Below are 21,488 nucleotides of genomic sequence, written 5' to 3'. Positions count from 1 at the left end.
GTGCCTGTGGACGATTTTGGCGGCCGTCAGAAATATTTTCGCAGCCCTCTTCACAGGCGTTTGCCGATCCATAGAATAGCCGCCGGTGCCGGCCCTTGCCGGTATGCCCGAGTTTGCGGCCATGTCCGACAATCCCTGCCTTACCTGTGGCGCCTGCTGCGCCTATTTCCGTGTTTCTTTCTACCAGGGCGAATGCTCGTCCTGTGGCGGCGTCGTGCCCGATGAGCGTGTCGTGCAGATCAGCCCGCACCTGGTCGCCATGCAGGGTACCGATCAGCGCCCGGCGCGTTGCGTCGGCCTGCTGGGTAATGTCGGCGAAGGCGTGCGCTGCTCGATGTACGAACAGCGTTCGAGCACCTGCCGGGAGTTCGATGCGTCCTGGGTGGGCGGCCAGCACAATCCCGACTGCGACGCGGCGCGCGCTGCCCATGGATTGCCTCCGCTGACACCGCCCCTGCAGCCCGATCTGTCCCCCGAGCGCGCGGCCTGAAGCCGTTGAGCCTGCCAGCGCCTGTTCCCGTTTCGTTCGGCGCGGCCGTGAACGAAACGGGAACAGGCCCTAGACTGTGCCTTCGAATCACCCTGGGAGGTAACCGATGCAGGCTTTGGAATTATTGCGGCAGCGGGTTTCCGTAGCGCGCCTCACCGATCCCGCGCCGAGCGCCGATCAGCGCGAGGTGCTCTATGCCGCCGCGGCGCGTGCGCCGGATCACGGCCTGTTGCGGCCCTGGCGGTTGCTGGAGGTCGAGGGCGATGCGCGTGCGCACTTGGGTGAGCTGTTCGCCGAGGTGACCCTGGCGAGCGACCCGCAGGCCCGCCAAGAAGCCCTCGACAAGGCGCGTCGCATGCCCCTGCGTGCGCCATTGCTGCTGGTTGTGGTGGCCTGTCTGCGTGAACACCCGAAAGTCCCGGAGGTCGAGCAACTGCTCACTGCCGGTTGTGCTGCCCATGGCATCCTGCTGGCGGCGCATGCCCAGGGCCTGGGCGCTATCTGGCGCACCGGTGCGCTGGCGTTCGATGCGCGCGTGGCACAAGGCCTTGGGCTGGCCGAGAACGAGCGAATCGTTGGTTTCCTGTATCTCGGACAGCCCGAAGGCAACCCCAGGCAGGCTCCGGTGGTAGAGGCGTCGAGCTTCGTTTCCCGGTGGTCTGGCGAGCGGCCATAGGTTTTTCTCAAGTCCTGCCTTCCCCGCGTCGATAGTTCCTTGTCTATGGGCGACTTCGGCGTATCTGCGGGCGCGCTGGCCCATTGCTAGCAAGTTGACGCTTTGCAAGAGTGGCGCGATGGGGGAGGGAAGTGCAGATGGCGGCAGTCTGGCGCGGTAGTTTCGCAAACCTGGGAATGGCCAGGAAATTGGCCATCGGCTTCGGCCTGGTCCTTTCGCTTACCGTGATGGTGGCGTTGGTCGGGTTGCAGTCCATGCAGCAACTGGCCGGCCGCTTCGACGCGGTTTCGCGGATGCACGGCATCGCCCAGGGCGTTGACCGGTTGCGCCAGCAGGAGGCGAGCTTCGCCGCCAGCGGCGACGAGGCTCAGGCCAAGGCGCTGCGTACCGAGCTCGACGCGCTGGCGGAGAATCTCGCCGAAGCCTTCGACGATCCCGAGGCGCTGGCTGCCATGCAGGGTGCCTTGCAGGGCTATCGTGAAGCCTTCGATGCCTATGTCGAGCTGACCTTGTCGCGGCAAATGGCGCTGGACATGGCGGCCTGGTCCGCGCAGAGCGTCGCCAACAACCTGGATCTGCTCTATTCCGGCCTGGTCGATGACGGTCTCTACGCGCTCGAGCAAAGTCAGGGACGCGATGGCAGCGCACTGATCGGCCAGGCCGGGCGCCTGGCGGAAATCGGCCGGCTGATGCTGCAAGGCCTGGGCGTGGCCCGTGAACGAATGCTGCAGGGGCAGCGTGGCGGCGAGGTCGAGCAGGCCCCCATCGCGGAGGCCGAGCAGGCGCGGCAGAACGTGCGCAAGTTGTATGACGAAATCCAGGACGCGGGTTACCGCGGCGTGCTCGACGAGGTGGTCAAGCACATCGATGCCTTCGGCACCCAACTGGATGAGTACGCGGGCTTGCAGTCACGGGCGCAAGCCTTGCGCCAGCGCCTGCAGGACAGCGCCATGCAGGTGGTCGAGCGCGTCGAGCGCGGTACTGCCGAGGAACATCAGCGCGCCGTTGCCGAGCGGCGCGTGCGTACCGGGTTGCTGATCGGGGTCGCCGCGCTGGCGGTGCTCGTCGGCTTGCTGGCCGCCTGGCTGATTACCCGACTGGTGGTGGGTCCGCTGCAGCGGGCCATCGCCGTCGCCCGGCGCATTGCGGCGGGTGACCTGGGCGAACGCATCGAGGTCGAGCGGCGCGACGAGGTCGGCCAACTGCTTGGCGCCATTCGCGACATGTCCAGCTCCCTGGCGCAGATGCTGGGCGGCCTGCAGCAGGGCGTGCAGCGCATCGCGCGATCCTCGGATGATCTGCAGCGCACCGCGCGTGACAGCGAGGGCAGTGCCGGGCGCCTGCGCGAAGAGGCCGACATGGTGGCCACCGCGATGAACCAGATGGCCGCCAGCGTGCACGAAGTGGCGCGCAATGCCGAGCAGGCCGCCGAGGCCGCGCGTGCCGCGGAGGCGCGCAGCGATGAATGCCAGCAGGCCCTCAGCGAGGGCCGCGAACATACCCGTGCCCTGGCCGACGCGGCGGGCGCGGCGAGTGACAGCATTACCCGCTTGAGCGAGGACGTGGGCAACATCGGCGAAGTGCTGGTGGTGATCAAGACCGTCGCCGAGCAGACCAACCTGCTGGCGCTCAATGCCGCCATCGAGGCGGCGCGTGCCGGTGAGCAGGGGCGCGGCTTTGCGGTAGTCGCCGATGAGGTGCGCGCCTTGGCACAGCGTACCCAGCAGAGCACCGCGCAGATCGAGCGCCTGATCCTGGCGTTGCGCCAGGGCGCGCAGACCAGCGTGGCGCAGATCCACGCCAGTCGCGAACTGGTCGAGCAGGCGGTGGCCGATGCCGCGCGCAACCAGCAGGCGCTCGGCGAGATCATCCAGGCGGTCGCGCTGAGCCACCAGATGAACCAGCAGATCGCCGCCGCAGCGGAGCAGCAGGGCGCGGTGGCCGAAGAGGTCAATCGCAACCTGGAGGGCATTCGCGGAGGCGCCGAAGGCGCCGCCGAGGCTACCCGCAGCACCAGCGCGGCGAGCCAGTCACTGGCGGCCGTGAGCCGCGAGCTGCAGGAGCTGGCCGGGCGTTTTCGCGTCTAGTTCCTGTTGCCGCCCCGTATCGCCCGGAAGCGCCTACGGGGCAACAGACCCTAAGCCTTGCGGCCGCCCTCGAGGATCGCCAGCGTCAGCAGACCACCGACGATGCCCCAGAACGCCGAGCCCACCGAGAGCAAGGTCATGCCCGACGCGGTGATCATGAAGGTCACCAGCGCGGCCTCGCGCTCGCGCGGATGGGTCATCGCGCTGCTCAGGCCATTGACGATCGAACCGAGCAGGGCCAGCGCGGCGATGGAGATCACCAGCGCCTTGGGGAACGCGGCGAACAGTGCGGCGAGCGCCGCGGCGAAGGTGCCGGCGATCGCGTAGAAAATGCCGCACCAGAAGGCCGCGGTGTAGCGCTTGCGCTTGTCTTCATGGGCATGGGGGCCGGTGCAGATGGCGGCGCTGATCGCCGCGAGACCGATGCCGTGGGCGCCGAAGGGCGCGGTGAGCAACGAGATGATCCCGGTGACGCTGACCAGCGGCGAGGCCGGGGTGTCGTAGCCGTCCACGCGCAGGACGGCCACCCCGGGCAGGTTCTGCGTCGCCATCATCACCACGAACAGCGGAATCCCGAGGCTGATCAGCGCGGTCAGGGAAAAGCTCGGGGTGGTCCATACCGGATGCGCCAGGCGCAGTTCGAAGGCGCTGAAGTCGAGCAGTCCGAACACCGCCGCGAGCCCGCAGCCGACCAGCAGGGCGACCAGCACCGCATAGCGCGGCGCCAGGCGCTTGGCCAGCAGGTAGCTGAAGAACATGCCGAGCACCAATCCCGTCTGGTGTTGGGCCGCGACGAAGATTTCACTACCGATGCGGAACAGCACGCCTGCCAGCAGGGCGGCGCACAACGAACCGGGCAGGCGGCGCATGATCTTTTCGAAACTGCCGGTGAGCCCGCACAGCAGGACCAGCGTGGCGCTGAACAGGTAGGCGCCAATCGCATCGGAGTAGGGGACGCCTGCCAGACTGGTGACCAGCAGCGCGGCGCCGGGAGTCGACCAGGCGACGGTCACGGGCGTGCGGTAGTAGAGCGACAGGCCGATGTTGCACACCGCCATGCCCAGCGACAGCGCCCAGATCCACGAGGCGATCTGTCCTTCGGAAAGACCGGCGTTCTGCCCGGCCTGGAACATCAGTACCAGCGAGCTGGTGTAGCCAACCAGCATGGCGACGAAGCCCGCGGTGATCGCTGAGGGCGTGCTATCGGCCAAAGGGCGCAACGGGAGCTTGTGGTCGTGCTCCATGGAGTGGTTTCCTTCTGGGTAAAGCGGATAGGCGCCCTGCGCACGGCGCAAGGCAGCCAACCCTAAGCGGCGCCCGTCGGACTGTCTCCGTACAGCCATCGGTGCGTTCGCCGTAACAGTCTCCCGAGTTGGAGATCCACTATGTCTGCCAATCCCTATGCCCCGCCACGGGCTCCGTTGGGACGGGGGCCTGCGGAGCCCGAGGCACCCGCTGGGCCGTCGGGGCGCTTGTATGCGGCGCTGGCCTTGGCGCTGCTGGTGGGGCAACTGGTCCTGCAACTGTTGCAGGCCGATGACCTGCTGAGGCGTGCGCCCGGGCTATCGAGCTATCAACGCTGGCTGGCGGTGACGCTGTTGCTGCTCGCCGCCTATCTGGCTCTTCGCTTGCGGCGCGCGCTGGCCGTGCCCGGCCCCCTGCTGCCCGGCCTGGCGCAGGGGATGGCGGCCAGCCTGTTGTTGACGGCGCTGTGCGCAGGGTTGGGGCTTGGCGGGGTGACGCTGAGCGCTGCGTTGACGGCTTGCGTCGCGATACTCCTGGGCGCCGCGCTGTGGCGCGCGGCACCGCTCTGGCGTGCGCTGGGGCTGTTGCTAGTGCTGGGTGGGTTGGCCCAATTGGCCTCGTTGCAGATGCCCGGAGAGGCGCTGCAATGGCTGGCGCTGGCGGGTCGATGGCTTGCCCCGGTGCTGCTGGCCGTTGCGCTGTATCGCACGGGGCGGGCGGCGTAAAGACGTTCAGTCGTCATCCCGTGGCGGCTGGCTGCGTTCTCCGGCCAGGGCGCGATTGACGGCCAGCCAGCCGCGCAACGCTTCTTCGCCGGAGGCCTCCAGAACCCGGCCGAGCAGGCGCTCCTGTTCGCGGCGCAGCGCTTGTTCCAGGCGGGCGCCCTCGGCGCTGAGCCCGAGCAGGCGCTTACGCTTGTCGTCTGGTGAGGCGATGCTCTGCACCATCTGCATCTCCAGCAATTGGCGCAGCGGGATGTTCAGCGCCTGCTTGCTCACGCCCAGGTAGCCGAGCAACTGGGTCACGCTGAGCCCCGGATCGCGGGCGATGAAGAACAGGATGCGGTGGTGTACGCGGGATAGCCCACGGCGGGCGAGCATTTCGTCCGGACGGGCGGTGAATGCCTGGTAGGCGAAGAAGAAGGATTCCATCAGTGCCGCAGGGGCAGTGATTTTTTTTAGGTCAGTCATATTGACGTATCTGTCGGAGTCGGCGTAGTTTCAGTCAAGAATTTTGACCTAATTTGCGTGCGTCTGCATCCGGTGATCGACATGGCCTTTTCCGAACGAATCTCGCGCTTGAAGAGCAACCTCATCCGAGAAATTCTGGCTGCGGCGCAGCGCCCGGAGGTCATGTCCTTCGCCGGTGGCCTACCGGCCGCAGCGATGATGCCGGTCATGGATTGGGACGAACTGCCGGCCGACGTCGGTCAATACGGCATGAGCGAGGGCGAGCCGGCACTGCGTGAACTCATCGCCGCCCGTGCCCGCGCTCTGGGCATCGACTGCCAGGCTTCGCAGGTACTGGTGACCAGCGGCTCGCAGCAGACCATGGATCTGGTGGCCAAGCTGTTCATCGACCCCGGTACCCAGGTGTTGCTCGAGTCGCCCACCTATCTGGCGGCACTGCAGGCGTTTCAACTGTTCGGTGCCGAATGCCGCGGTGTTCGCCAGGAAGCCGACGGCCCCTGTCTGGCGTCATTGCGTGCAGGGCTGCAGGCGCAGGGCGCACCCGCCTTGGCGTACTTGATTCCCACCTTCCAGAATCCGTCCGGCGTGCGCTACTCGGAGGCCAAGCGCCAGGCCGTGGCCGAGCTGCTCGACGAGTTCGGCGTGCCACTGCTGGAGGACGAGCCCTACCGCGACCTGGTCTACGACGAAGAGCAGGCACGCCCGTTGGTGGCACGCCTGCGCCGCAGTAGCTGGATCTACACGGGCACGATGTCCAAGACCCTGCTGCCGGGTCTGCGGGTGGGTTACCTGATCGCCTCGGAGGACCTGTTCCCCTATCTGGTTCGACTCAAGCAATCGGCCGACCTGCACAGCAACCGTCCCGGTCAGTGGCAGGCGGCTCGTTGGCTGGCCAGTCCCGCCTACGCTCAGCATCTGGCGCAGTTGCGTGATTTCTACCGGGATCGCCGCGACGCTATGCAGCAGGCGTTGCTAAGCCATTTCGGCGATCTTGCCGATTGGCAGGTGCCCCAGGGCGGGCTGTTCTTCTGGTTGACGCTGCGTACGCCGTTGGATACTCGAGGCTTGCTGGCGCAAGCCCTGGCCAGGGACGTGGCGTTCATGCCGGGCGAGCCGTTCTTCATCGATCCGCAGGCGAATCCGGGTTACCTGCGATTGAACTTCAGTCATGTCCAGCCCGAGCGCCTGGACGAGGGTATCCGTCGACTGGCGGAAGTCGTTCGTGAGGCACTGGCATAAGGAGCACGGCAATGTACAAGGTGTATGGCGACTACCGGTCGGGTAACTGCTACAAGATCAAGCTGATCCTGCATCTGCTCGATCTGCCCTACGAGTGGGTGCCCGTCGACATCTTCAAGGGCGAGACCCGCGCCGAGTGGTTTCTGGCGAAGAACCCCAACGGCCGCATCCCCGTGCTGGAACTGCCCGACGGCAGCACGCTGTGGGAGTCCAACGCGATCCTGAACTTCCTCGCCGACGGCAGTGACTTGCTACCCAGCGAACCGCGCCTGCGCACCCAGGTGCTGCAATGGCAGTTCTTCGAGCAGTACAGCCATGAGCCCTTCGTGGCGGTGGCTCGGCGCATCAAGTGGCTCGAAGGCATGCCCGAAGCGCGCCGCAAGGAGTATGCGGACAAGCTGGTCGACGGCTATCACGCCTTCGATGTGATGGAGGGGCAACTGGCACGCACGCCGTACCTGGTGGGGGATCGCTACACCATCGCCGACATCGCGCTGTATGCCTACACCCACGTGGCCGACGAGGGCGGCTTCGATCTGAGCGACTATCCCGCGATCCGTGCCTGGATGGCGCGCGTGGCCAGCCACCCACGGCATGTCGGGATGCTGGATTGATCTAGGGGAGCAAGCGCCCGGTTGGGCGCTCGGGCCCGCAGCGGACCGCGAAAGTCTGGCACCGCGGTCCGATGTCTTGGGTTGTCAGCGAACCAGGCCGAGAAACTCGCTGCGGGTCGCGGCGTTCTCGCGGAACTGGCCGAGCATCACCGAGGTGACCATCGACGAGTTCTGCTTTTCCACCCCACGCATCATCATGCACATGTGCTGTGCCTCGATGACCACCGCTACGCCGAGTGCGCCGGTGACCTGTTCGACGGCCTCGGCGATCTGCCGGGTGAGGTTTTCCTGGATCTGCAGGCGGCGCGCGTACATGTCCACGATGCGCGCGACTTTCGACAGGCCGAGGACTTTCCCGTTGGGCATGTAGGCAACGTGCGCCTTGCCGATGAAGGGCAGCATGTGGTGTTCGCACATCGAATACAGTTCGATGTTCTTCACCAGCACCATTTCGCTGTTGTCCGAGCTGAACAGCGCGCCGTTGGTGACTTCCTCGAGGGTCTGCTGGTAACCGCGACACAGGTACTGCATGGCCTTGGCGGCGCGCTTGGGGGTATCGCGCAGGCCTTCGCGGTCGACATCCTCGCCGAGCGCGCCAAGAATCGCGGTGTACTGCTGTTCCAGGGACATGATCCACCTTGGTGACTGGAGTGCGTAAGGCGTGAAGGGTAGGGGCGCGCGGCGCGTCTGGCAACTCTTGCCGCGACCTCGTGACGCGCATACGCGCCGCTTCGCTGTTATCTGCGCTAGTCGCGGCCTTCGAGCATGTTGCGGCGTAGTAGCACGTAGAGTGCGCCGGTTCCGCCGTGACGTGGCAGGCAGGAAGTGAAGCCGAGCACCTGCGGATGCTGGCGTAGCCAGGTGTTGACGTGACTCTTGATCAACGGGCGCTTGCCATCCAGGCGCGCAGCCTTGCCATGGGTGACGCGAACGCAGCGCACCTCCAGCCGCGTGGCTTCGGCGAGGAAGTCCCAGAGGGTCTGGCGGGCGTGTTCCACGGTCATGCCATGCAGGTCGAGGCTACCCTCGAAGGACACCTGGCCGGCTTTGAGCTTGCGCATCTGGCCGTCCTGCACGCCATCGCGGGCCCAGTAGAGTTCGTCTTCCGCGCCGACGTCGATGACGAACTGGTCGGAGAGCCCGTCGATCCGCGTTACGTTGCTTTCCTGCTGGGCGTTCTGCCGAAGCTGGGTGATCTGTGCGCGGTCGCTGCGTGGTTTTCCGGTATCGGCGCGATCCACCTGGATGCGGCGCACGCCCCGCATCTGCTGGGCGAAAAGGTCGAGATCGTCGTCTTGCATGCTTGAGGTTCCGTCGGGACTAGCCGCGCCGACGCAGCAGGTGAGGCGCCAGGGCCAGGCCACGCTGGGTGCGCAGTCGCCGGCGCGCGAAGCTCAACAGCAGCAGGCCGGCGAGCAGCGCCACGCCGCCCGCCAGGGTATTCGACGGGACGAGTAGCGCGTCGTCCAGTTCAACCAGTGGCAGGCCGGCCAGGGCGGCTGCGCCCGCGAGCAGGATGCCCAGGCCGCAGAGCATTACCAGCGCGCCCAAAAGGGCGAGTAGGCGCCAAGGCCAGCGTGCTGGTCGGGTAGGGCGCAGGCTGCGCGAGGCGCTGAGCTTCATGGGCGCAGGATCACAGCAGGGCCTGTGCGTCGGCGACGCACATGGCGAAGTTGTCGGCCAGCGCGGCGACTTCGATGCGCTGCAGTTCGGCGGCAGCGAGCACGCCATCTCCCATGGGAATGTCACGGGTGGCGCAGGCGGCTTCCACCAGGGTGCAGCGGAAGCCGTAATCCTTGGCGGCACGCACCGTGGTACTGACGCTGGAGTGGGTCATGAAGCCGCAGACGATCAGGTCCAGATGACCGAAGGACAGCAGCTTCTCGTGTAGGTCGGTGCCGGCGAAGGCGTTCGGCAGGCGCTTGTCGACCACGCACTCGCCCGCTTGCGGCGCCAGGCCCGCGAGAAAGTCGCCGCGCGGCCCCTGGGGGTCGAACAGGCCACCGGGAATGCCCAGGTGACGCACGTGAACGATGGCCCGGCCCTGGACTCGGGCGGCGTCGAGCAACTGGGCGATCTCGGCGCTGGCGGCGTCCAGACCGGGCAGAGGCAGCGCGCCGCTACGATATTCTTCCTGGGCATCGATGATCAGCAGGGTGGCGTTGCCCAGCGTAGCGGGCGCGTAGCCACGGCCGCTGAGCTGGAACATTGTTTGCGGCTGAGACATGGATACGGATCCTTCGATGACTATCGGTCGATTGTCGCCTGTCGAAGACGGTTTTGTGAACCTTCATCGACCCTCTGCTGTGAGGCCGCCGCGGCGACCACCGGCCGGCGGCAGTGGGATAGAATTGCCGATTTGCCATAGGAGCGCCACCATGCCCTTATCCGAGTCCCGCCTGCTCAGCCTGCGCGACCACATCCGCTGGGCGGTCACGCGCTTCCAGAGTGCGGGGCTGTTTTACGGACATGGCACAGATAACGCCTGGGACGATGCGCGACAACTGGTCCTTGGCGCGTTGCAACTGCCCTACGAGATGGCGGACACGTGGCTCGATTGCCGTCTGCAGGACGATGAGCGCGAACTGCTCTGCGAGCTCATCCGACGCCGGGCCGAGGAGCGCGTGCCCACCGCCTACCTGATTGGCGAGGCCTGGTTCTGCGGGTTGCCATTCGTGGTCGACGAGCGTGTGTTGGTGCCGCGCTCGCCGATCGGCGAACTGATCGGCCAGTGTTTTGCACCGTGGCTGCCCCAGGAGCCAGCGCGCATCCTCGATCTCTGTTGCGGTTCGGGGTGCATCGGTATCGCCTGTGCCTACGCCTTCGAAGACGCCGAGGTGGTGCTGGCGGATCTTTCCTTCGAGGCGCTGGAAGTGGCCAACGTCAACATCGAGCGGCATGGGCTGGATGAACGTGTGTTCACCGTTCAAGGCGACGGATTCGACGGGCTTCCGGGTCAGCGTTTCGACCTGATCGTCTGCAACCCGCCCTATGTGGATGCCGAGGACTTCGCCGACATGCCCGCCGAATACGGTCACGAGCCCGCCATGGCGCTGGCCTGTGGCGACGACGGATTGGATCTGGTGCGACGTCTGCTGGCGCAGGCGGCAGACCACCTGAGCGAACGCGGGACGCTGGTGGTCGAGGTCGGCAATAGCCAGGTGCACGTGGAGGCGGCCTACCCGGAGGTGGACTTCACCTGGTTGGAGTTCGAACAAGGCGGCCACGGCGTGTTCTTGCTGGCGGCGGCCCAGTGCCGTGAGCACCAGGCGTTGTTCGCCTCGCGGGTTCGCTGAGGCCGCACCGGGGTGGCTTGGAGGGAGCGGCGATGGGCCTTAGTGGCTGGCGATCCAGATCAGCAAGCCGGCCTGGAATACCGCGAAGGCCACCAGGCAGACGATGGTGAAGCGCAGGCCGCCGTCCTCGCGCTGCAGCAGGCCGACACGTTCCTGCAGTTTGCGTAGGGCGACGTCCTGCTCGCCCAGGGTGCGGTCGGCCTGCTCGAGCATCGCAGCCGTGTCCAGCACGCCGAGGCGCTGAACCTTGTCGAGGTTCCAGTCCGCATGTAGCTCGCTCACCCGCGCGGCGCTGTAGCGCGCCTTGATCTGCGGCCCGTCCAGATAGTCGATCTTCAGACCCTGGGCGCGCAGGGCATGGTCCCGACGCTCGCGCAGGGCGTCGGAAGGCGCGTCCTTGAGCGAGAGAATGCCGTCCTCGACCTGGTAATGAGACCAGCGCTGGCGTGCCCAGGCGATGCCCTGGGCGAGCAGGAAGCGCCCCAGTCCCCGGTTGCCCGGTTCGGTCAGCAGCGGATGATCGCCGAAGCGCAGCTCCTGGCGTTTATGGTCGACCCAGACTTCCAGTTCGTTGACGTGGGCGCGGGCCAGTTGCCCGGGCAATTGCACGGTCAGGCGCAGCAGGCTCTGTTCCTTGGCGTGTCGTTCCACGCGCCCGAGTTGGGCGAAACGTAAGGGCCGGGCGCCACTGTCGCGGTCGGTCGGCAGCGGTGCCAGACGCAGCAGCTCGAAGCGTTCGGGCGGCAGCCCATCCCACGGCGAGGCGCGTGGCGGCTCCGCGGCGGTGGACTCTTCCTGGCTGGGCGTCTCGGCGTTCATCGGCGCGTCCGGTTGCGATTGTTCAGGCATCTGCTGGTTTATCGGCGCGATCCTGCGCCCCTGAAGGCCGTGATGTGCTTTCCAGCAATCCGTCTATCGCCTCGAACACGGCGGGCGCCAGGGGGCGCAGGGGTTGGCTGTAGCTGGCCAGCGGGTCTTCGTCGGCAGATTGCAGGCGCAGCAGATGATTCATGTTCGGGATCACCAGCAGGCGAGCTTGCGGTCGGGCCCTGGCCAGATCCTGGGCATCCGCCACATCGACCTGGATGTCGCGCCCGCCCTGTACGATCAACGCCGGTACCCGGATCGCGGCGAAGGCGCGCGCCGGGTCCTGGCGCAGCAGCGAGATGAGATACGGCTGCACGCTGGGGCGGAACAGCGCCATCAACGCCGGGGGAATCTCGTCGTGTGTGCGTCCGGCCTGCAACTCGTCGAGCAGCCAGTTGCTGGTGGCCATCAAGGGGGGCGGCAGCTTGGTTTGCAACTGCTCACGCAACACCTGGTCGATAGGCCGACCGCTACCGGCCAGGCTCACCAGCGCGGCGACCTTGCCTTGCGCGGCCGCCAGGCTGGCGATCAGCGCGCCTTCGCTATGGCCTATCAGCACGACTTCGGAAAAACGCGGATCTTGGCTGAGTCGCCGTACCCAGGCTTGTGCATCCTCGACGTAGCGTTCGACGCTCAGGCTTCGTTCGTCGGGGGCGGCCTGCAGGCTGGCAGCGACGCCACGCTTGTCGTAGCGCAGGCTGGCGATGCCCTGTCGGGCGAGGCCTTCGGCGAGTTTCTTGAGGGTGTCGTTGCGACTCATCGGCGAGTTGCCGTCGCGGTCCGTGGGGCCGGAGCCCGCGATGATCAGGGCCACCGGCACGCGCTGGGTGCCGGGTAGCAGCAGGGTGCCGTGCAGTACGCCAGTGCCGGTGTCCAGGCGCATGGGTTCCTGGCGCAGGCTGGCTGCCGTGGCGGTTGCGCTCAGCAGTAATCCGCCAAGCAGGGCGAGCAGGGCTTTCATCGCTTGATCGGGTTCCTTCTGTACGGGGCGATGCAAGGGGAAGCCAGTATGCACACGCGCGGTGGCGGCTGAAAACGGCTCGCGCTCGGGTATACTGCTCGGCCCTGGATTTTTTGGGACGGTGGCGACCGTCCTCCTGGTCGATCGCGGAGCGCAAGGCATGTCCGGCAATACCTTTGGCAAGTTGTTCACCGTCACCACCGCCGGCGAAAGCCATGGCGCGGCGCTGGTCGCCATCGTCGACGGCTGCCCGCCCGGTCTGCCGCTTTGCGTCGATGATCTGCAACGCGATCTCGACCGTCGCAAGCCCGGTACCAGCCGCCACACGACCCAGCGCCAGGAGGCCGACGAGGTCGAGATCCTCTCTGGCGTCTTCGAAGGGCTGACCACCGGTACACCGATCGGTCTGCTGATTCGCAACACCGACCAGAAGTCCAAGGATTACTCGGCGATCAAGGACCTGTTCCGCCCGGCCCACGCCGACTACGCCTACCACCACAAGTACGGCATCCGCGACTACCGTGGCGGTGGCCGCAGCTCGGCGCGCGAGACGGCGATGCGTGTCGCGGCCGGCGCCATCGCCAAGAAGTGGCTGGCCAGCCAGGGCATTCAGGTGCGTGGCTACATGAGCCAGCTCGGGCCGATCGAGATTCCGTTCAAGAGCTGGGAATCGGTCGAGCAGAATGCCTTTTTCTCAGCCGACCCCGGCAAGGTCGCCGAGCTGGAGGCCTACATGGACCAGTTGCGTCGCGACCAGGATTCGGTGGGTGCGAAGATCAGCGTCGTCGCCGAAGGCGTGCCGCCGGGGCTGGGTGAGCCGATCTTCGATCGTCTCGACGCGGAGCTGGCCCATGCGCTGATGAGCATCAATGCGGTCAAGGGCGTGGAGATCGGTGCCGGTTTTGCCTGTGTCGCCCAGCGGGGCACCGAGCATCGCGACGAGATGACGCCTGAGGGATTCCTGTCCAACCACGCCGGCGGCGTGCTGGGCGGCATCTCCAGCGGTCAGCCGATCATCGCTCACCTGGCGCTCAAGCCGACCTCCAGCATCACCACGCCGGGCCGTTCGATCGACGTCCACGGTAACTCCGCGGAGGTGATTACCAAGGGTCGTCACGATCCCTGCGTGGGGATTCGCGCCACGCCCATTGCCGAGGCGATGATGGCGCTGGTGCTGGTCGACCACCTGCTGCGCCAGCGGGCGCAGAATGCCGACGTGCGGGTGCAGACGCCGGTGCTCGGGCAGCGCTGAGGGCGCTGGCGTGCCCTACTGGCGACTGTCGGGTTTCTATTTCTTCTATTTCGCCCTGCTGGGGGCGATAGCGCCCTTCCTGGGCCTGTATTTCGCGCACCTGGGCTTTTCCCCGGCGCGGATTGGCGAGCTGGTCGCCATTCCCATGCTGATGCGTTGCATCGCCCCGAACCTGTGGGGTTGGCTGGGCGATGCCAGTGGCCGGCGCCTGGCGATCGTGCGCCTGGGAGCCTGCTGCACGCTGGTCAGCTTCGCGCTGATCCTGCTGGACAAGTCCTATGCCTGGCTGGCGCTGGTGATGGCGCTGCATGCGTTCTTCTGGCACGCGGTGCTGCCGCAGTTCGAGGTGCTTACCCTGGCCCACTTGCGCGAGCGCAGCGCGCGCTACAGCCAGGTGCGCCTGTGGGGCAGCATCGGCTTCATCGCCAGCGTGGTGGTGCTGGGATGGGCTTTCCAGGGGTTCGGTCTGGATGCCTATCCGTTCGTCTTGCTGGGGGTGATGGCCGGCATCGCCGTGGCCGCTTTCCTGGTACCGGATGCCCAGCCGCTGGCCGTGGGAGAGCGTTTCGCTGGCGGTTTCCTGGCCCAGTTGCGTCAGCCGGGGGTGCCGGCATTCTTCGCCTGCGTGGGGTTGATGCAGCTGTCCCACGGACCCTATTACACCTTCCTCAGCATCCACCTCGAGGCACTGGGCTATTCGCGGGCGCTGATCGGTCAGTTGTGGGCGCTGGGGGTCATCGCCGAGATTCTGTTGTTCCTCGGGATGGCGCGAATCCTCGCGCGCTTTTCCCTGTCGCAGGTACTCATCGCCTGTTTCCTGATCGCCGCCGTGCGTTGGCTGTTGCTCGGCAGCCTGGCGCAGTACCTGGGCATATTGCTGTTCGCGCAGCTGTTGCATGCGGCGACCTTCGGCGCGTTCCATGCGGCGGCGATCCATTTCATTCAGCGCAGTTTCGGCGCTCGCCAGCAAGGGCAGGGCCAGGCGTTGTATGCGGCGCTGGCCGGCATCGGTGGCGCGCTAGGGGCGCTGTATTCGGGGTATACCTGGCATGCGCTGGGCGCGGACTGGACGTTCGCCTTGGCCAGCCTGACAGCGCTTCTGGCCGCCGCACTTATGTGGCGCCAGCAGCGCGCGCATACGCCATTCTGAGCTCACCGCAACCCTTCTCTCATTGGATCCGGAGCCCTCGTTCATGAGCAGCCTCACCGTCTATCCCTTCGGCAGTCCTGACCAGCCGAGCAAGCTACTGACCCATGCCGAGGATATCGCCCGCACGCTCGCGGCGTTCGAGGTGGGCTTCGAACAGCGCGAGACGCGCTCGACGCTCGCTGCCGGGGCCGACGAAGCCGAACTGAGCCAGGCCTATCGCGAGGAGATCGCGGTGCTGCAAGAGGCGCAGGGTCTGGCCGGTGTGGCGTTTCTCAGCGTCGATCGCCATCTGCAGGACGCCGCCGAGCAGCGTGCGGCGTTGTGCGTGGAGGCCCGAGCGGATGGCCGCCAGGCCTGCTTCTTCGTGGCCGGCTCGGCGACGCTCGGCCTGCACCTGGGTGAACAGGTCCTGCTGCTGGGTTGCGAGCGCGGTGACCTGTTGCACCTGCCGGCATCGATCCCTCACTGGCTGGATATCGGACACACACCGCACCTGGCGCTGATCCGTCTCTTCGAGAGCGATACCCTTCCACTGGCGACGGGGAGCGATCTTGCCGCGGCATTCCTCGGGCTGGACGACTGAGCCTCCCCCTGTCTGCCGCTTGCCGACGCCGCTGAACCTCCGGCAGTCGTTGGCGCTCTTAACGGATGAGTCCCTTCGTTAGGAGAATACCCATGGATGCATTTGGCGGCCTCATCGGTTTGATCATCTTCGCGCTCGATATTTGGGCGATCATCAATGTCATCAAGAGTGGCGCGGACGCCGGCAAGAAGGTGCTCTGGGTGCTGTTGATCGTCATCCTGCCGGTCCTTGGTCTGATCCTCTGGGCCTTGATGGGGCCGCGCGGAGCCAGCACCCGCCTCTAAGCCATGGACACGATCGACGCCTTGTTCATCGGGGGGCTGGCAGTTTTGCTGGCTCACCTATGGGCGCTGTCGCAGGTATGGCGCAGCGCTGCGAGCGCCGGCAGCAAGTTGGCCTGGAGTTTCTTGCTACTGCTGTTCCCGCTGCTGGGCGTCGTCAACTGGCTCGTCATGGGGCCGCGCGCGGCCTCTGCGGCGCGCCACTGAAGTGTCTCGTTTGGTTACGTAAGTCGCTGGGAGCAGGAAAGAAATTCGAAACGCGCGCGCGGCGGCAGGTCGCAGCCTTTGCTATCGTTTTGCCAGTGGGCGCGCCTTTCATGCATGGGTAGCGCTTGCAGTGAGTCCATCCCTGCCAGAGGAGTTCAGCCATGAGCATGACTTCCCACGAAGATGTCAGCGGTCTGGTCCTGCGTCGGATGAAGGAAGGTGGCTTCGACTTTGGCCGCGTCCATCCCATCGAGTTTTATGCGGTATTCGCCGAGGAAATCAGTGCGCGCAAGGCGGCTGGCCGATTTCGTGGCGGAGAATCGCTAAACGCCCAGGTCATGCCATTGGAGGACGGGGCCTGGCACCTTCAGGTCAGTAAGGTGATGTTCGCCACTCACCATGGTATCGAGGACTTCGAGCAGGACCTGGGGGCGGTAGTCGAGCCACTGGGCGGCGAACTCGACGGCTGGGGTGTGACCCAAGAGGTCTGAGGGAAACCGCGAGCTGCTCGTGCAGCGGCTCGCGGAGCGGGCCTTTCTTGGCTGAGCTGATCGGCCTCAGAGGGCCAGATGCTCGCGCCATCGGCGTTCCAGATCACGGGTGTCGTGTTGATGCGGGTGAAAATCGCGTCTGTAGTAGTGCAGGTACGGGCGCAACAGTCCTGTGATATAGCCTCGGCGAGGCCCGAACAACGTTTTCAGACCATAGCCCCAACTACGCAGGTTGAGCAGTTGGCCGTCGCGGTAAAGCAAGCGGAATTGGAAGCTGGTCAGCATCGCGAAGAACACCAGCGAGGTGCTCAGCATGATCGCGACACGCATCGGATAGCCGCCCCCGACGGCGCGATAGGTATCGAACGCGATGGCCTTGTGCTCGTTTTCTTCAATGGCGTGCCACATCCACAGGCGATAGAGCTGAGGGTCCTCGATCTGTCGCGCAAGGTCTTCGCGGCGTAAAAGCCCCTCCGCCATGATCGCCGTGAAGTGCTCCAGCGCACAGGTGACGGCCAGTCGTCGACGACGGCTACCTAGCCGCCAGGTCAGCCCGAGCAGACGTTTGACCCTGCGCTGCAGGTCTTGCAGGTCCAACCCCTGGGTACTGCTGTGGTCGTTGTAGGCCGCATGCTCGCGCGAGTGCATCACTTCCTGGCCAACGAAGGCGCTGATGTCACGGCGCAGTTGCGGGTCTGCGACTTGGTTGCGTACGTCGCGCACGCTGTCGACGAAAAATTGTTCCCCGTCGGGAAACATGGACGAGAGATTGTTCATGAAAAGGGTCATGAACGGGTCGCCACTCCACCAGTAACGGGGAGTCTCGGCGAAGGAAAAGTCCATTCGACGGACGGGAAAGCTGGCGTCGGGGCGAGTATGGGCGGACATGGTGGCACCTCGGCGGCTGATCGAAGGGCCTCGTGTGGAGGCCCCTGCAATTATCGGCCGGATCCGGGGTGCTCGCCGCCAACCTTGGTTGGGTGGGTCGGTCTCAACGTTCGTCGAGGGCGAATGCGGTGAGAGAGAAGGTAGCGATGCCGATGTCCTGCAGGCGGCGCGAGCCACCCAGCTCGGGGAGGTCGACGATCGCCGCCGCCTCGTGGACCCGGGCACCCATGCGCTGCACCAGGTTGGCCGCCGCGATCAACGTGCCGCCGGTGGCGATCAGGTCGTCGACCAGCAGCACCTTGTCGCCTTCGCAGAGGCTGTCGCGCTGGACCTCGATGACGGCATCGCCGTACTCGGTGGTGTAGGTCTCCTGCAGCAGTTCGGCGGGCAGCTTGCCCTTCTTGCGAAACAGGATCAGCGGCTTGTTGAGCTCATAGGCAAGCACCGGACCGAGCAGGAAGCCGCGGGCGTCGAGGGCGCCGATATGGGTGAAGTCGCCCTCGACATAGCGCTGGATGAAGCTGTCTATGACCATGCGCAGAGCCCGCGGAGATTGGAACAGCGGGGTAATGTCACGGAAGACCACGCCGGGCTTGGGAAAGTCGGCTACCGGGCGAATCAGTGACTTGATGGTGAAATCGTCGAAGATCATGGCAGTGTTCCATTGACGCAGAACCGCCGTCTGACGACGGCGGTTGAGGAGGGGCGAAAGGCGTTGTGGAGGGCTCAGCCGTCCATGTTGCCGCCGGCCAGGGCGCAGAGGGCGATGGGGTCCACGATGTGGATTTCCTTGCCTTCGGCTTCGATCAGGCCGTTCTGCTGGAAGCGAGTGAAGACGCGCGAAACGGTCTCCACGGCGAGCCCCAGGTAGTTGCCGATCTCGTTGCGCGACATCGACAGGCGGAACTGGTTGGCCGAGAAGCCGCGAGCCCGGAAGCGCGCGGAGAGGTTGACCAGATAAGTGGCGATGCGCTCATCGGCGGTCTTCTTCGACAGCAGCAACATCATCTGCTGGTCGTCGCGAATCTCGCGGCTCATGACGCGCATCAGCTGACGGCGCAGTTGCGGCAGTTGCAGGGCGAGTTCGTCGAGGCGCTCGAAGGGAATCTCGCAGACGGAGGTGGTTTCCAGCGCCTGTGCCGAGACGGGGTAGAGATCGGTATCCATGCCCGACAGGCCGACCAGCTCGCTGGGCAGGTGGAAACCGGTGATCTGCTCCTCTCCGGTGTCGGTGACGCTGAAGGTCTTCAGCGCGCCGGAGCGTACGGCGAACACCGAGCCGAAGTCGTCTCCCTGACGGAACAGGAACTCGTTTTTCTTCAGTGGCCGGCCGCGCTTGACGATCTGGTCCAGCGCGTCCATGTCCTCCATATTCAATGAAAGTGGCAGGCACAGCGGCGCCAGGCTGCAATCCTTGCAATGCGCTTGATGCTGCGCTCGGGCCTTGATGGGCTCGGACATAGAAAATTTCCCTGCTTCGGTACTCACGCGATGGCGCAAGGTTACCGCAGCTCCCTCCGCAGGGCCAGTCTTGGCGTCTGGCCGTGCCGGGGAATCGTCCATCACTTCAGATGACCCGGGAGAAACGCTGGGCATTCTGTTGCGACAAGTAACGGTCGAAGAGCATGCACACGGTGCGCACCAGCAGGCGGCCGGCAGGACGAATATCGATGCCTTTCTCGCTCAGATCGATCAGTCCATCGCGAGCCATCTGTTGCAGTTGCGGCCAGACTTCACCGAAGTATTGGCGGAAATCGATAGCGAAGGCTCTTTCGATGTCCGCGAATTCCAGGCGGAAGTGGCAGATCAATTGCTTGATCACTTCCCGGCGCAGACGGTCGTCGCCATTGCAGACCAGTCCGCGCACCGTGGGCAACTGCTCGTTGTCCAGGCTTTGCTGGTAGGCATGGATGTCGCTGCTGTTCTGGCTATAGAGGTCGCCGATCTGGCTGATCGCGGAAACGCCGAGGCCGATCAGGTCGCAATGGCCATGGGTCGTATAGCCCTGGAAGTTGCGTTGCAGGGTTCCGTCTTCCTGGGCGCTGGCAAGTTCGTCATCGGGCAGGGCGAAGTGATCCATGCCGATGTAGCGATAACCGGCGCGGGTGAGCAGTTCGATGCTGGTCTGCAGCATTTCCAGCTTTTCTGCCGGGCTGGGCAGCTCCGCGGCGTTGATTCGCCGCTGCGGCATGAAGCGCTCGGGCAGGTGCGCGTAGTTGAACACCGAGAGCCGATCGGGCTGCAAGGCGATGATCTCCTCGACGCTGCGGGCGAAGCGGTCCGGATTCTGCCGCGGCAGGCCATAGATCAGGTCGATGTTCACCGAGCGGTATTGCAGCGCGTGCGCTGCTTCGACGATGGCGCGGGTTTCTTCCAGGCTCTGCAGGCGGTTGACGGCGCGCTGCACCTCGGGGTCCAGGTCCTGAACGCCTAGGCTGACACGGTTGAAGCCCAGCTCACGGAGCAGGCCCATGGTCGACCAGTCGGCTTCGCGCGGATCAATCTCGATACCGTAATCACCGGAGTCATCATCCAGCAGGTTGAGATGCGTACGCAGATGGCCCATCAGCCGGCGCAGTTCATCGTGACTGAGAAAGGTCGGGGTGCCGCCACCGAAATGCAGTTGTTCGACCTTCTGCTGAGGGTCGAGATGGCAGGCGATCAACTCGATTTCCTTTTCCAGGCGCTCGAGGTAGGGCAGGGCGCGACCACGGTCCTTGGTGATCACCTTGTTGCAGGCGCAGTAGTAGCAGATGTTGGCGCAGAACGGCACATGCACGTAAAGCGACAGGGGCCGCACTGCCTTGCGACTTTCACGCAGTGCGTGGAGCAGGTCGAACGAGCCTACACCGTCGTGGAATTGCACGGCGGTCGGGTAGGAGGTATAGCGTGGGCCGGCCAGGTCGTAGCGGCGGATCAGGTTGGTGTCCCAGCGAATGGCGTCGAGCATGGCGAGCGGTACCGTAAAGCGAGCATGTGGGGGGCAGTCTAGGGGTACCCCGGAACAGGCTCGTTGACCTGAATCAAGCGCGCTCGGTGCGACTATTTCGCTCAGCTCGAATGGTGCACTTCAGTGGCCCATCAGCCAGTGTTGATGGGGGCCGGGCAGGGTCCACAGGCCGAACAGGATCACCGCCACGCCACCGGCCAGCCTCACGCCACGCCGCCGCAGTAGAGCCATCATGCGTTGCGCGGCCAGCCCGGTGGCGAGCAGCACCGGCCAGGTGCCGAGGCCGAAGGCGAGCATCAGCGCTGCACTGCGCGGCGCATCGCCCTGGCTGGCCGCCCACAGCAGCGTGCTGTAGACCAGTCCGCAGGGCAACCAGCCCCAGATGGCGCCAAGCAGCATCGCCCGTGGCAGGCTGCTGACCGGCAGCAGGCGGGTGGCGAGGGGTTGCAGGTGACGCCAGAGATGCTTGCCGAGTGCCTCCACGCGAGTCAGCCCGCTCCACCAGCCCGCGAGGTAAAGCCCCATGGTGATCAGCAGCAGGCCTGCCAGTACGCGCAAGGCCAGCGCGAAGGGCCCCTGCGCCAGGGCTACGCCGGCCAGCCCCAGCAAAAGCCCGGCACAGGCGTAGCTGAGAACGCGGCCCAGGTTGTAGGCCAGCAACAAGCGCAGGCGTTTGCCTTTCTGCTCGGCGGGAATAGCCAGGGTCAGGGCACCCATCAGGCCACCGCACATGCCTAGGCAGTGACCGCCGCCCAGCAGGCCGAGAACCAGCGCCGAAGCCAGTTGCGGCAGCAGTTCAGTCACCGCGCCGCGCTCCCGAGGCAGGGGCTTGCGGGGCGTCGTCGGCGTTCTGCGTCGGCGGCTGATCGTCGTCGAAGAGGATGCTGTGGGCGGGGCCTTCCATGTCGTCGTACTGGCCGCTGTCGACGGCCCAGAAAAACAGCCAGATGGCGAGAGCGACGATGATCACGGCAACCGGGATCATCACGTAGAGCGCGGGCATGGCAACTTCTCCTTGGGA

27 protein-coding genes and 1 pseudogene are annotated in these 21,488 nt (G+C 65.5%); 14 read left to right on the top strand and 14 right to left on the bottom strand.

Annotation, left to right across the window (positions count from 1 at the left end):
• Positions 1 to 121 precede the first annotated feature (121 nt).
• From ACYRGX_RS17840 to ACYRGX_RS17825, 4 genes and pseudogenes are all read left to right on the top strand, one after another.
• Complete coding sequence (locus ACYRGX_RS17840; protein ID WP_473053784.1) at positions 122 to 490, top strand: YkgJ family cysteine cluster protein; 369 nt, start codon at positions 122 to 124, stop codon at positions 488 to 490.
• A 106-nt stretch (positions 491 to 596) separates the two neighbouring features.
• Entirely contained in the window at positions 597 to 1,166 is a 570-nt protein-coding gene (locus tag ACYRGX_RS17835; protein WP_473053783.1) for a nitroreductase family protein, read from the top strand.
• 137 nt (positions 1,167 to 1,303) lie between these two features.
• Positions 1,304 to 2,395: pseudogene (locus ACYRGX_RS17830) on the top strand (HAMP domain-containing protein); the annotation flags it as partial.
• The gene (locus ACYRGX_RS17825; protein WP_473056719.1) at positions 2,390 to 3,253 is read left to right on the top strand and encodes a methyl-accepting chemotaxis protein; all 864 of its coding nucleotides are present in this window, start codon (positions 2,390 to 2,392) and stop codon (positions 3,251 to 3,253) included. The pseudogene ACYRGX_RS17830 and the gene ACYRGX_RS17825, both read left to right, overlap by 6 nt.
• A 50-nt stretch (positions 3,254 to 3,303) precedes the next feature.
• Here ACYRGX_RS17825 and ACYRGX_RS17820 read toward each other — a convergent pair whose 3' ends face one another.
• Positions 3,304 to 4,497: a benzoate/H(+) symporter BenE family transporter gene (locus tag ACYRGX_RS17820; protein ID WP_473053782.1), complete on the bottom strand. Its 1,194-nt coding sequence runs from the start codon at positions 4,495 to 4,497 to the stop codon at positions 3,304 to 3,306.
• Positions 4,498 to 4,638: 141 nt separating this feature from the next.
• Between ACYRGX_RS17820 and ACYRGX_RS17815 the strand changes: the two genes are divergently transcribed.
• On the top strand, positions 4,639 to 5,223 hold the full coding sequence (locus ACYRGX_RS17815; RefSeq protein ID WP_473053781.1) for a hypothetical protein: 585 nt from the start codon (positions 4,639 to 4,641) through the stop codon (positions 5,221 to 5,223).
• Between the two features lie 6 nt (positions 5,224 to 5,229).
• On the opposite strand, the gene ACYRGX_RS17810 is transcribed toward ACYRGX_RS17815, so the two are convergent.
• A complete protein-coding gene (locus ACYRGX_RS17810) occupies positions 5,230 to 5,688 on the bottom strand; it encodes a MarR family winged helix-turn-helix transcriptional regulator (protein WP_473053780.1) in 459 nt (152 codons plus the stop codon).
• Positions 5,689 to 5,769: 81 nt separating this feature from the next.
• Here ACYRGX_RS17810 and ACYRGX_RS17805 point away from each other — a divergent pair, with 81 nt between their 5' ends.
• Together ACYRGX_RS17805 and ACYRGX_RS17800 are read left to right on the top strand one after the other, a co-directional pair.
• Positions 5,770 to 6,927 (top strand): aminotransferase-like domain-containing protein, encoded by a 1,158-nt coding sequence (locus ACYRGX_RS17805; RefSeq protein WP_473053779.1) that lies wholly within the window; start codon positions 5,770 to 5,772, stop codon positions 6,925 to 6,927.
• An 11-nt stretch (positions 6,928 to 6,938) separates the two neighbouring features.
• Positions 6,939 to 7,541 carry a glutathione S-transferase family protein gene (locus tag ACYRGX_RS17800; RefSeq protein ID WP_473053778.1) on the top strand — a complete coding sequence of 201 codons (603 nt, stop codon included), beginning with the start codon at positions 6,939 to 6,941 and terminating at the stop codon, positions 7,539 to 7,541.
• 84 nt (positions 7,542 to 7,625) lie between these two features.
• Here ACYRGX_RS17800 and folE read toward each other — a convergent pair whose 3' ends face one another.
• The 4 genes from folE to ACYRGX_RS17780 form a co-directional block, all read right to left on the bottom strand.
• On the bottom strand, positions 7,626 to 8,171 hold the full coding sequence (gene folE, locus ACYRGX_RS17795; RefSeq protein ID WP_473053777.1) for a GTP cyclohydrolase I FolE: 546 nt from the start codon (positions 8,169 to 8,171) through the stop codon (positions 7,626 to 7,628).
• A 116-nt stretch (positions 8,172 to 8,287) separates the two neighbouring features.
• A complete protein-coding gene (locus ACYRGX_RS17790) occupies positions 8,288 to 8,842 on the bottom strand; it encodes a Smr/MutS family protein (RefSeq protein WP_473053776.1) in 555 nt (184 codons plus the stop codon).
• A 19-nt stretch (positions 8,843 to 8,861) separates the two neighbouring features.
• Entirely contained in the window at positions 8,862 to 9,164 is a 303-nt protein-coding gene (locus ACYRGX_RS17785; RefSeq protein ID WP_473053775.1) for a hypothetical protein, read from the bottom strand.
• A gap of 10 nt (positions 9,165 to 9,174) precedes the next feature.
• Positions 9,175 to 9,768 carry a cysteine hydrolase family protein gene (locus ACYRGX_RS17780; RefSeq protein ID WP_473053774.1) on the bottom strand — a complete coding sequence of 198 codons (594 nt, stop codon included), beginning with the start codon at positions 9,766 to 9,768 and terminating at the stop codon, positions 9,175 to 9,177.
• Between the two features lie 151 nt (positions 9,769 to 9,919).
• Here ACYRGX_RS17780 and prmB point away from each other — a divergent pair, with 151 nt between their 5' ends.
• The gene (prmB, locus tag ACYRGX_RS17775) at positions 9,920 to 10,837 is read left to right on the top strand and encodes a 50S ribosomal protein L3 N(5)-glutamine methyltransferase (RefSeq protein ID WP_473053773.1); all 918 of its coding nucleotides are present in this window, start codon (positions 9,920 to 9,922) and stop codon (positions 10,835 to 10,837) included.
• A 39-nt stretch (positions 10,838 to 10,876) separates the two neighbouring features.
• On the opposite strand, the gene ACYRGX_RS17770 is transcribed toward prmB, so the two are convergent.
• Positions 10,877 to 11,686 (bottom strand): hypothetical protein, encoded by an 810-nt coding sequence (locus tag ACYRGX_RS17770; RefSeq protein ID WP_473053772.1) that lies wholly within the window; start codon positions 11,684 to 11,686, stop codon positions 10,877 to 10,879.
• Positions 11,679 to 12,665 carry an alpha/beta hydrolase gene (locus ACYRGX_RS17765; protein WP_473053771.1) on the bottom strand — a complete coding sequence of 329 codons (987 nt, stop codon included), beginning with the start codon at positions 12,663 to 12,665 and terminating at the stop codon, positions 11,679 to 11,681. Before ACYRGX_RS17765 ends, ACYRGX_RS17770 begins: the two co-directional genes overlap by 8 nt.
• 160 nt (positions 12,666 to 12,825) lie before the next feature.
• Here ACYRGX_RS17765 and aroC point away from each other — a divergent pair, with 160 nt between their 5' ends.
• From aroC to ACYRGX_RS17735, 6 genes are all read left to right on the top strand, one after another.
• Positions 12,826 to 13,917 (top strand): chorismate synthase, encoded by a 1,092-nt coding sequence (aroC, locus tag ACYRGX_RS17760; RefSeq protein ID WP_473053770.1) that lies wholly within the window; start codon positions 12,826 to 12,828, stop codon positions 13,915 to 13,917.
• Positions 13,874 to 15,067 carry an MFS transporter gene (locus ACYRGX_RS17755; protein ID WP_473053769.1) on the top strand — a complete coding sequence of 398 codons (1,194 nt, stop codon included), beginning with the start codon at positions 13,874 to 13,876 and terminating at the stop codon, positions 15,065 to 15,067. Before aroC ends, ACYRGX_RS17755 begins: the two co-directional genes overlap by 44 nt.
• 43 nt (positions 15,068 to 15,110) lie before the next feature.
• On the top strand, positions 15,111 to 15,650 hold the full coding sequence (locus tag ACYRGX_RS17750; RefSeq protein WP_473053768.1) for an acireductone dioxygenase: 540 nt from the start codon (positions 15,111 to 15,113) through the stop codon (positions 15,648 to 15,650).
• A 92-nt stretch (positions 15,651 to 15,742) separates the two neighbouring features.
• The gene (locus tag ACYRGX_RS17745) at positions 15,743 to 15,934 is read left to right on the top strand and encodes a PLDc N-terminal domain-containing protein (protein WP_473053767.1); all 192 of its coding nucleotides are present in this window, start codon (positions 15,743 to 15,745) and stop codon (positions 15,932 to 15,934) included.
• Between the two features lie 3 nt (positions 15,935 to 15,937).
• Positions 15,938 to 16,138: a PLDc N-terminal domain-containing protein gene (locus ACYRGX_RS17740; RefSeq protein ID WP_473053766.1), complete on the top strand. Its 201-nt coding sequence runs from the start codon at positions 15,938 to 15,940 to the stop codon at positions 16,136 to 16,138.
• A gap of 161 nt (positions 16,139 to 16,299) precedes the next feature.
• The gene (locus ACYRGX_RS17735; RefSeq protein ID WP_473053765.1) at positions 16,300 to 16,629 is read left to right on the top strand and encodes a ribonuclease E inhibitor RraB; all 330 of its coding nucleotides are present in this window, start codon (positions 16,300 to 16,302) and stop codon (positions 16,627 to 16,629) included.
• Between the two features lie 66 nt (positions 16,630 to 16,695).
• Here the strand turns inward: ACYRGX_RS17735 and ACYRGX_RS17730 are convergent, their stop codons facing one another.
• From ACYRGX_RS17730 to ccoS, 6 genes are all read right to left on the bottom strand, one after another.
• Positions 16,696 to 17,517 (bottom strand): metal-dependent hydrolase, encoded by an 822-nt coding sequence (locus ACYRGX_RS17730; RefSeq protein WP_473053764.1) that lies wholly within the window; start codon positions 17,515 to 17,517, stop codon positions 16,696 to 16,698.
• A gap of 103 nt (positions 17,518 to 17,620) precedes the next feature.
• Positions 17,621 to 18,169 (bottom strand): adenine phosphoribosyltransferase, encoded by a 549-nt coding sequence (locus tag ACYRGX_RS17725; RefSeq protein ID WP_473053763.1) that lies wholly within the window; start codon positions 18,167 to 18,169, stop codon positions 17,621 to 17,623.
• 74 nt (positions 18,170 to 18,243) lie between these two features.
• A complete protein-coding gene (fnr, locus tag ACYRGX_RS17720) occupies positions 18,244 to 18,978 on the bottom strand; it encodes a fumarate/nitrate reduction transcriptional regulator Fnr (protein WP_473053762.1) in 735 nt (244 codons plus the stop codon).
• A gap of 106 nt (positions 18,979 to 19,084) precedes the next feature.
• On the bottom strand, positions 19,085 to 20,467 hold the full coding sequence (gene hemN / locus ACYRGX_RS17715) for an oxygen-independent coproporphyrinogen III oxidase (RefSeq protein ID WP_473053761.1): 1,383 nt from the start codon (positions 20,465 to 20,467) through the stop codon (positions 19,085 to 19,087).
• Between the two features lie 120 nt (positions 20,468 to 20,587).
• Positions 20,588 to 21,271, bottom strand: coding sequence for a sulfite exporter TauE/SafE family protein (locus ACYRGX_RS17710; protein ID WP_473053760.1), 684 nt, complete (start codon positions 21,269 to 21,271; stop codon positions 20,588 to 20,590).
• Positions 21,264 to 21,470, bottom strand: a complete 207-nt coding sequence (gene ccoS, locus ACYRGX_RS17705; protein ID WP_473053759.1) for a cbb3-type cytochrome oxidase assembly protein CcoS — start codon at positions 21,468 to 21,470, stop codon at positions 21,264 to 21,266. The genes ACYRGX_RS17710 and ccoS overlap by 8 nt, the downstream gene beginning before the upstream one ends.
• Positions 21,471 to 21,488 lie beyond the last annotated feature (18 nt).

It is taken from the genome of Pseudomonas sp. R4-15, assembly GCF_055768815.1.
Note: the sequence above shows the minus strand (reverse complement) of the source record. Positions and strands in the feature narration are given on the sequence as shown.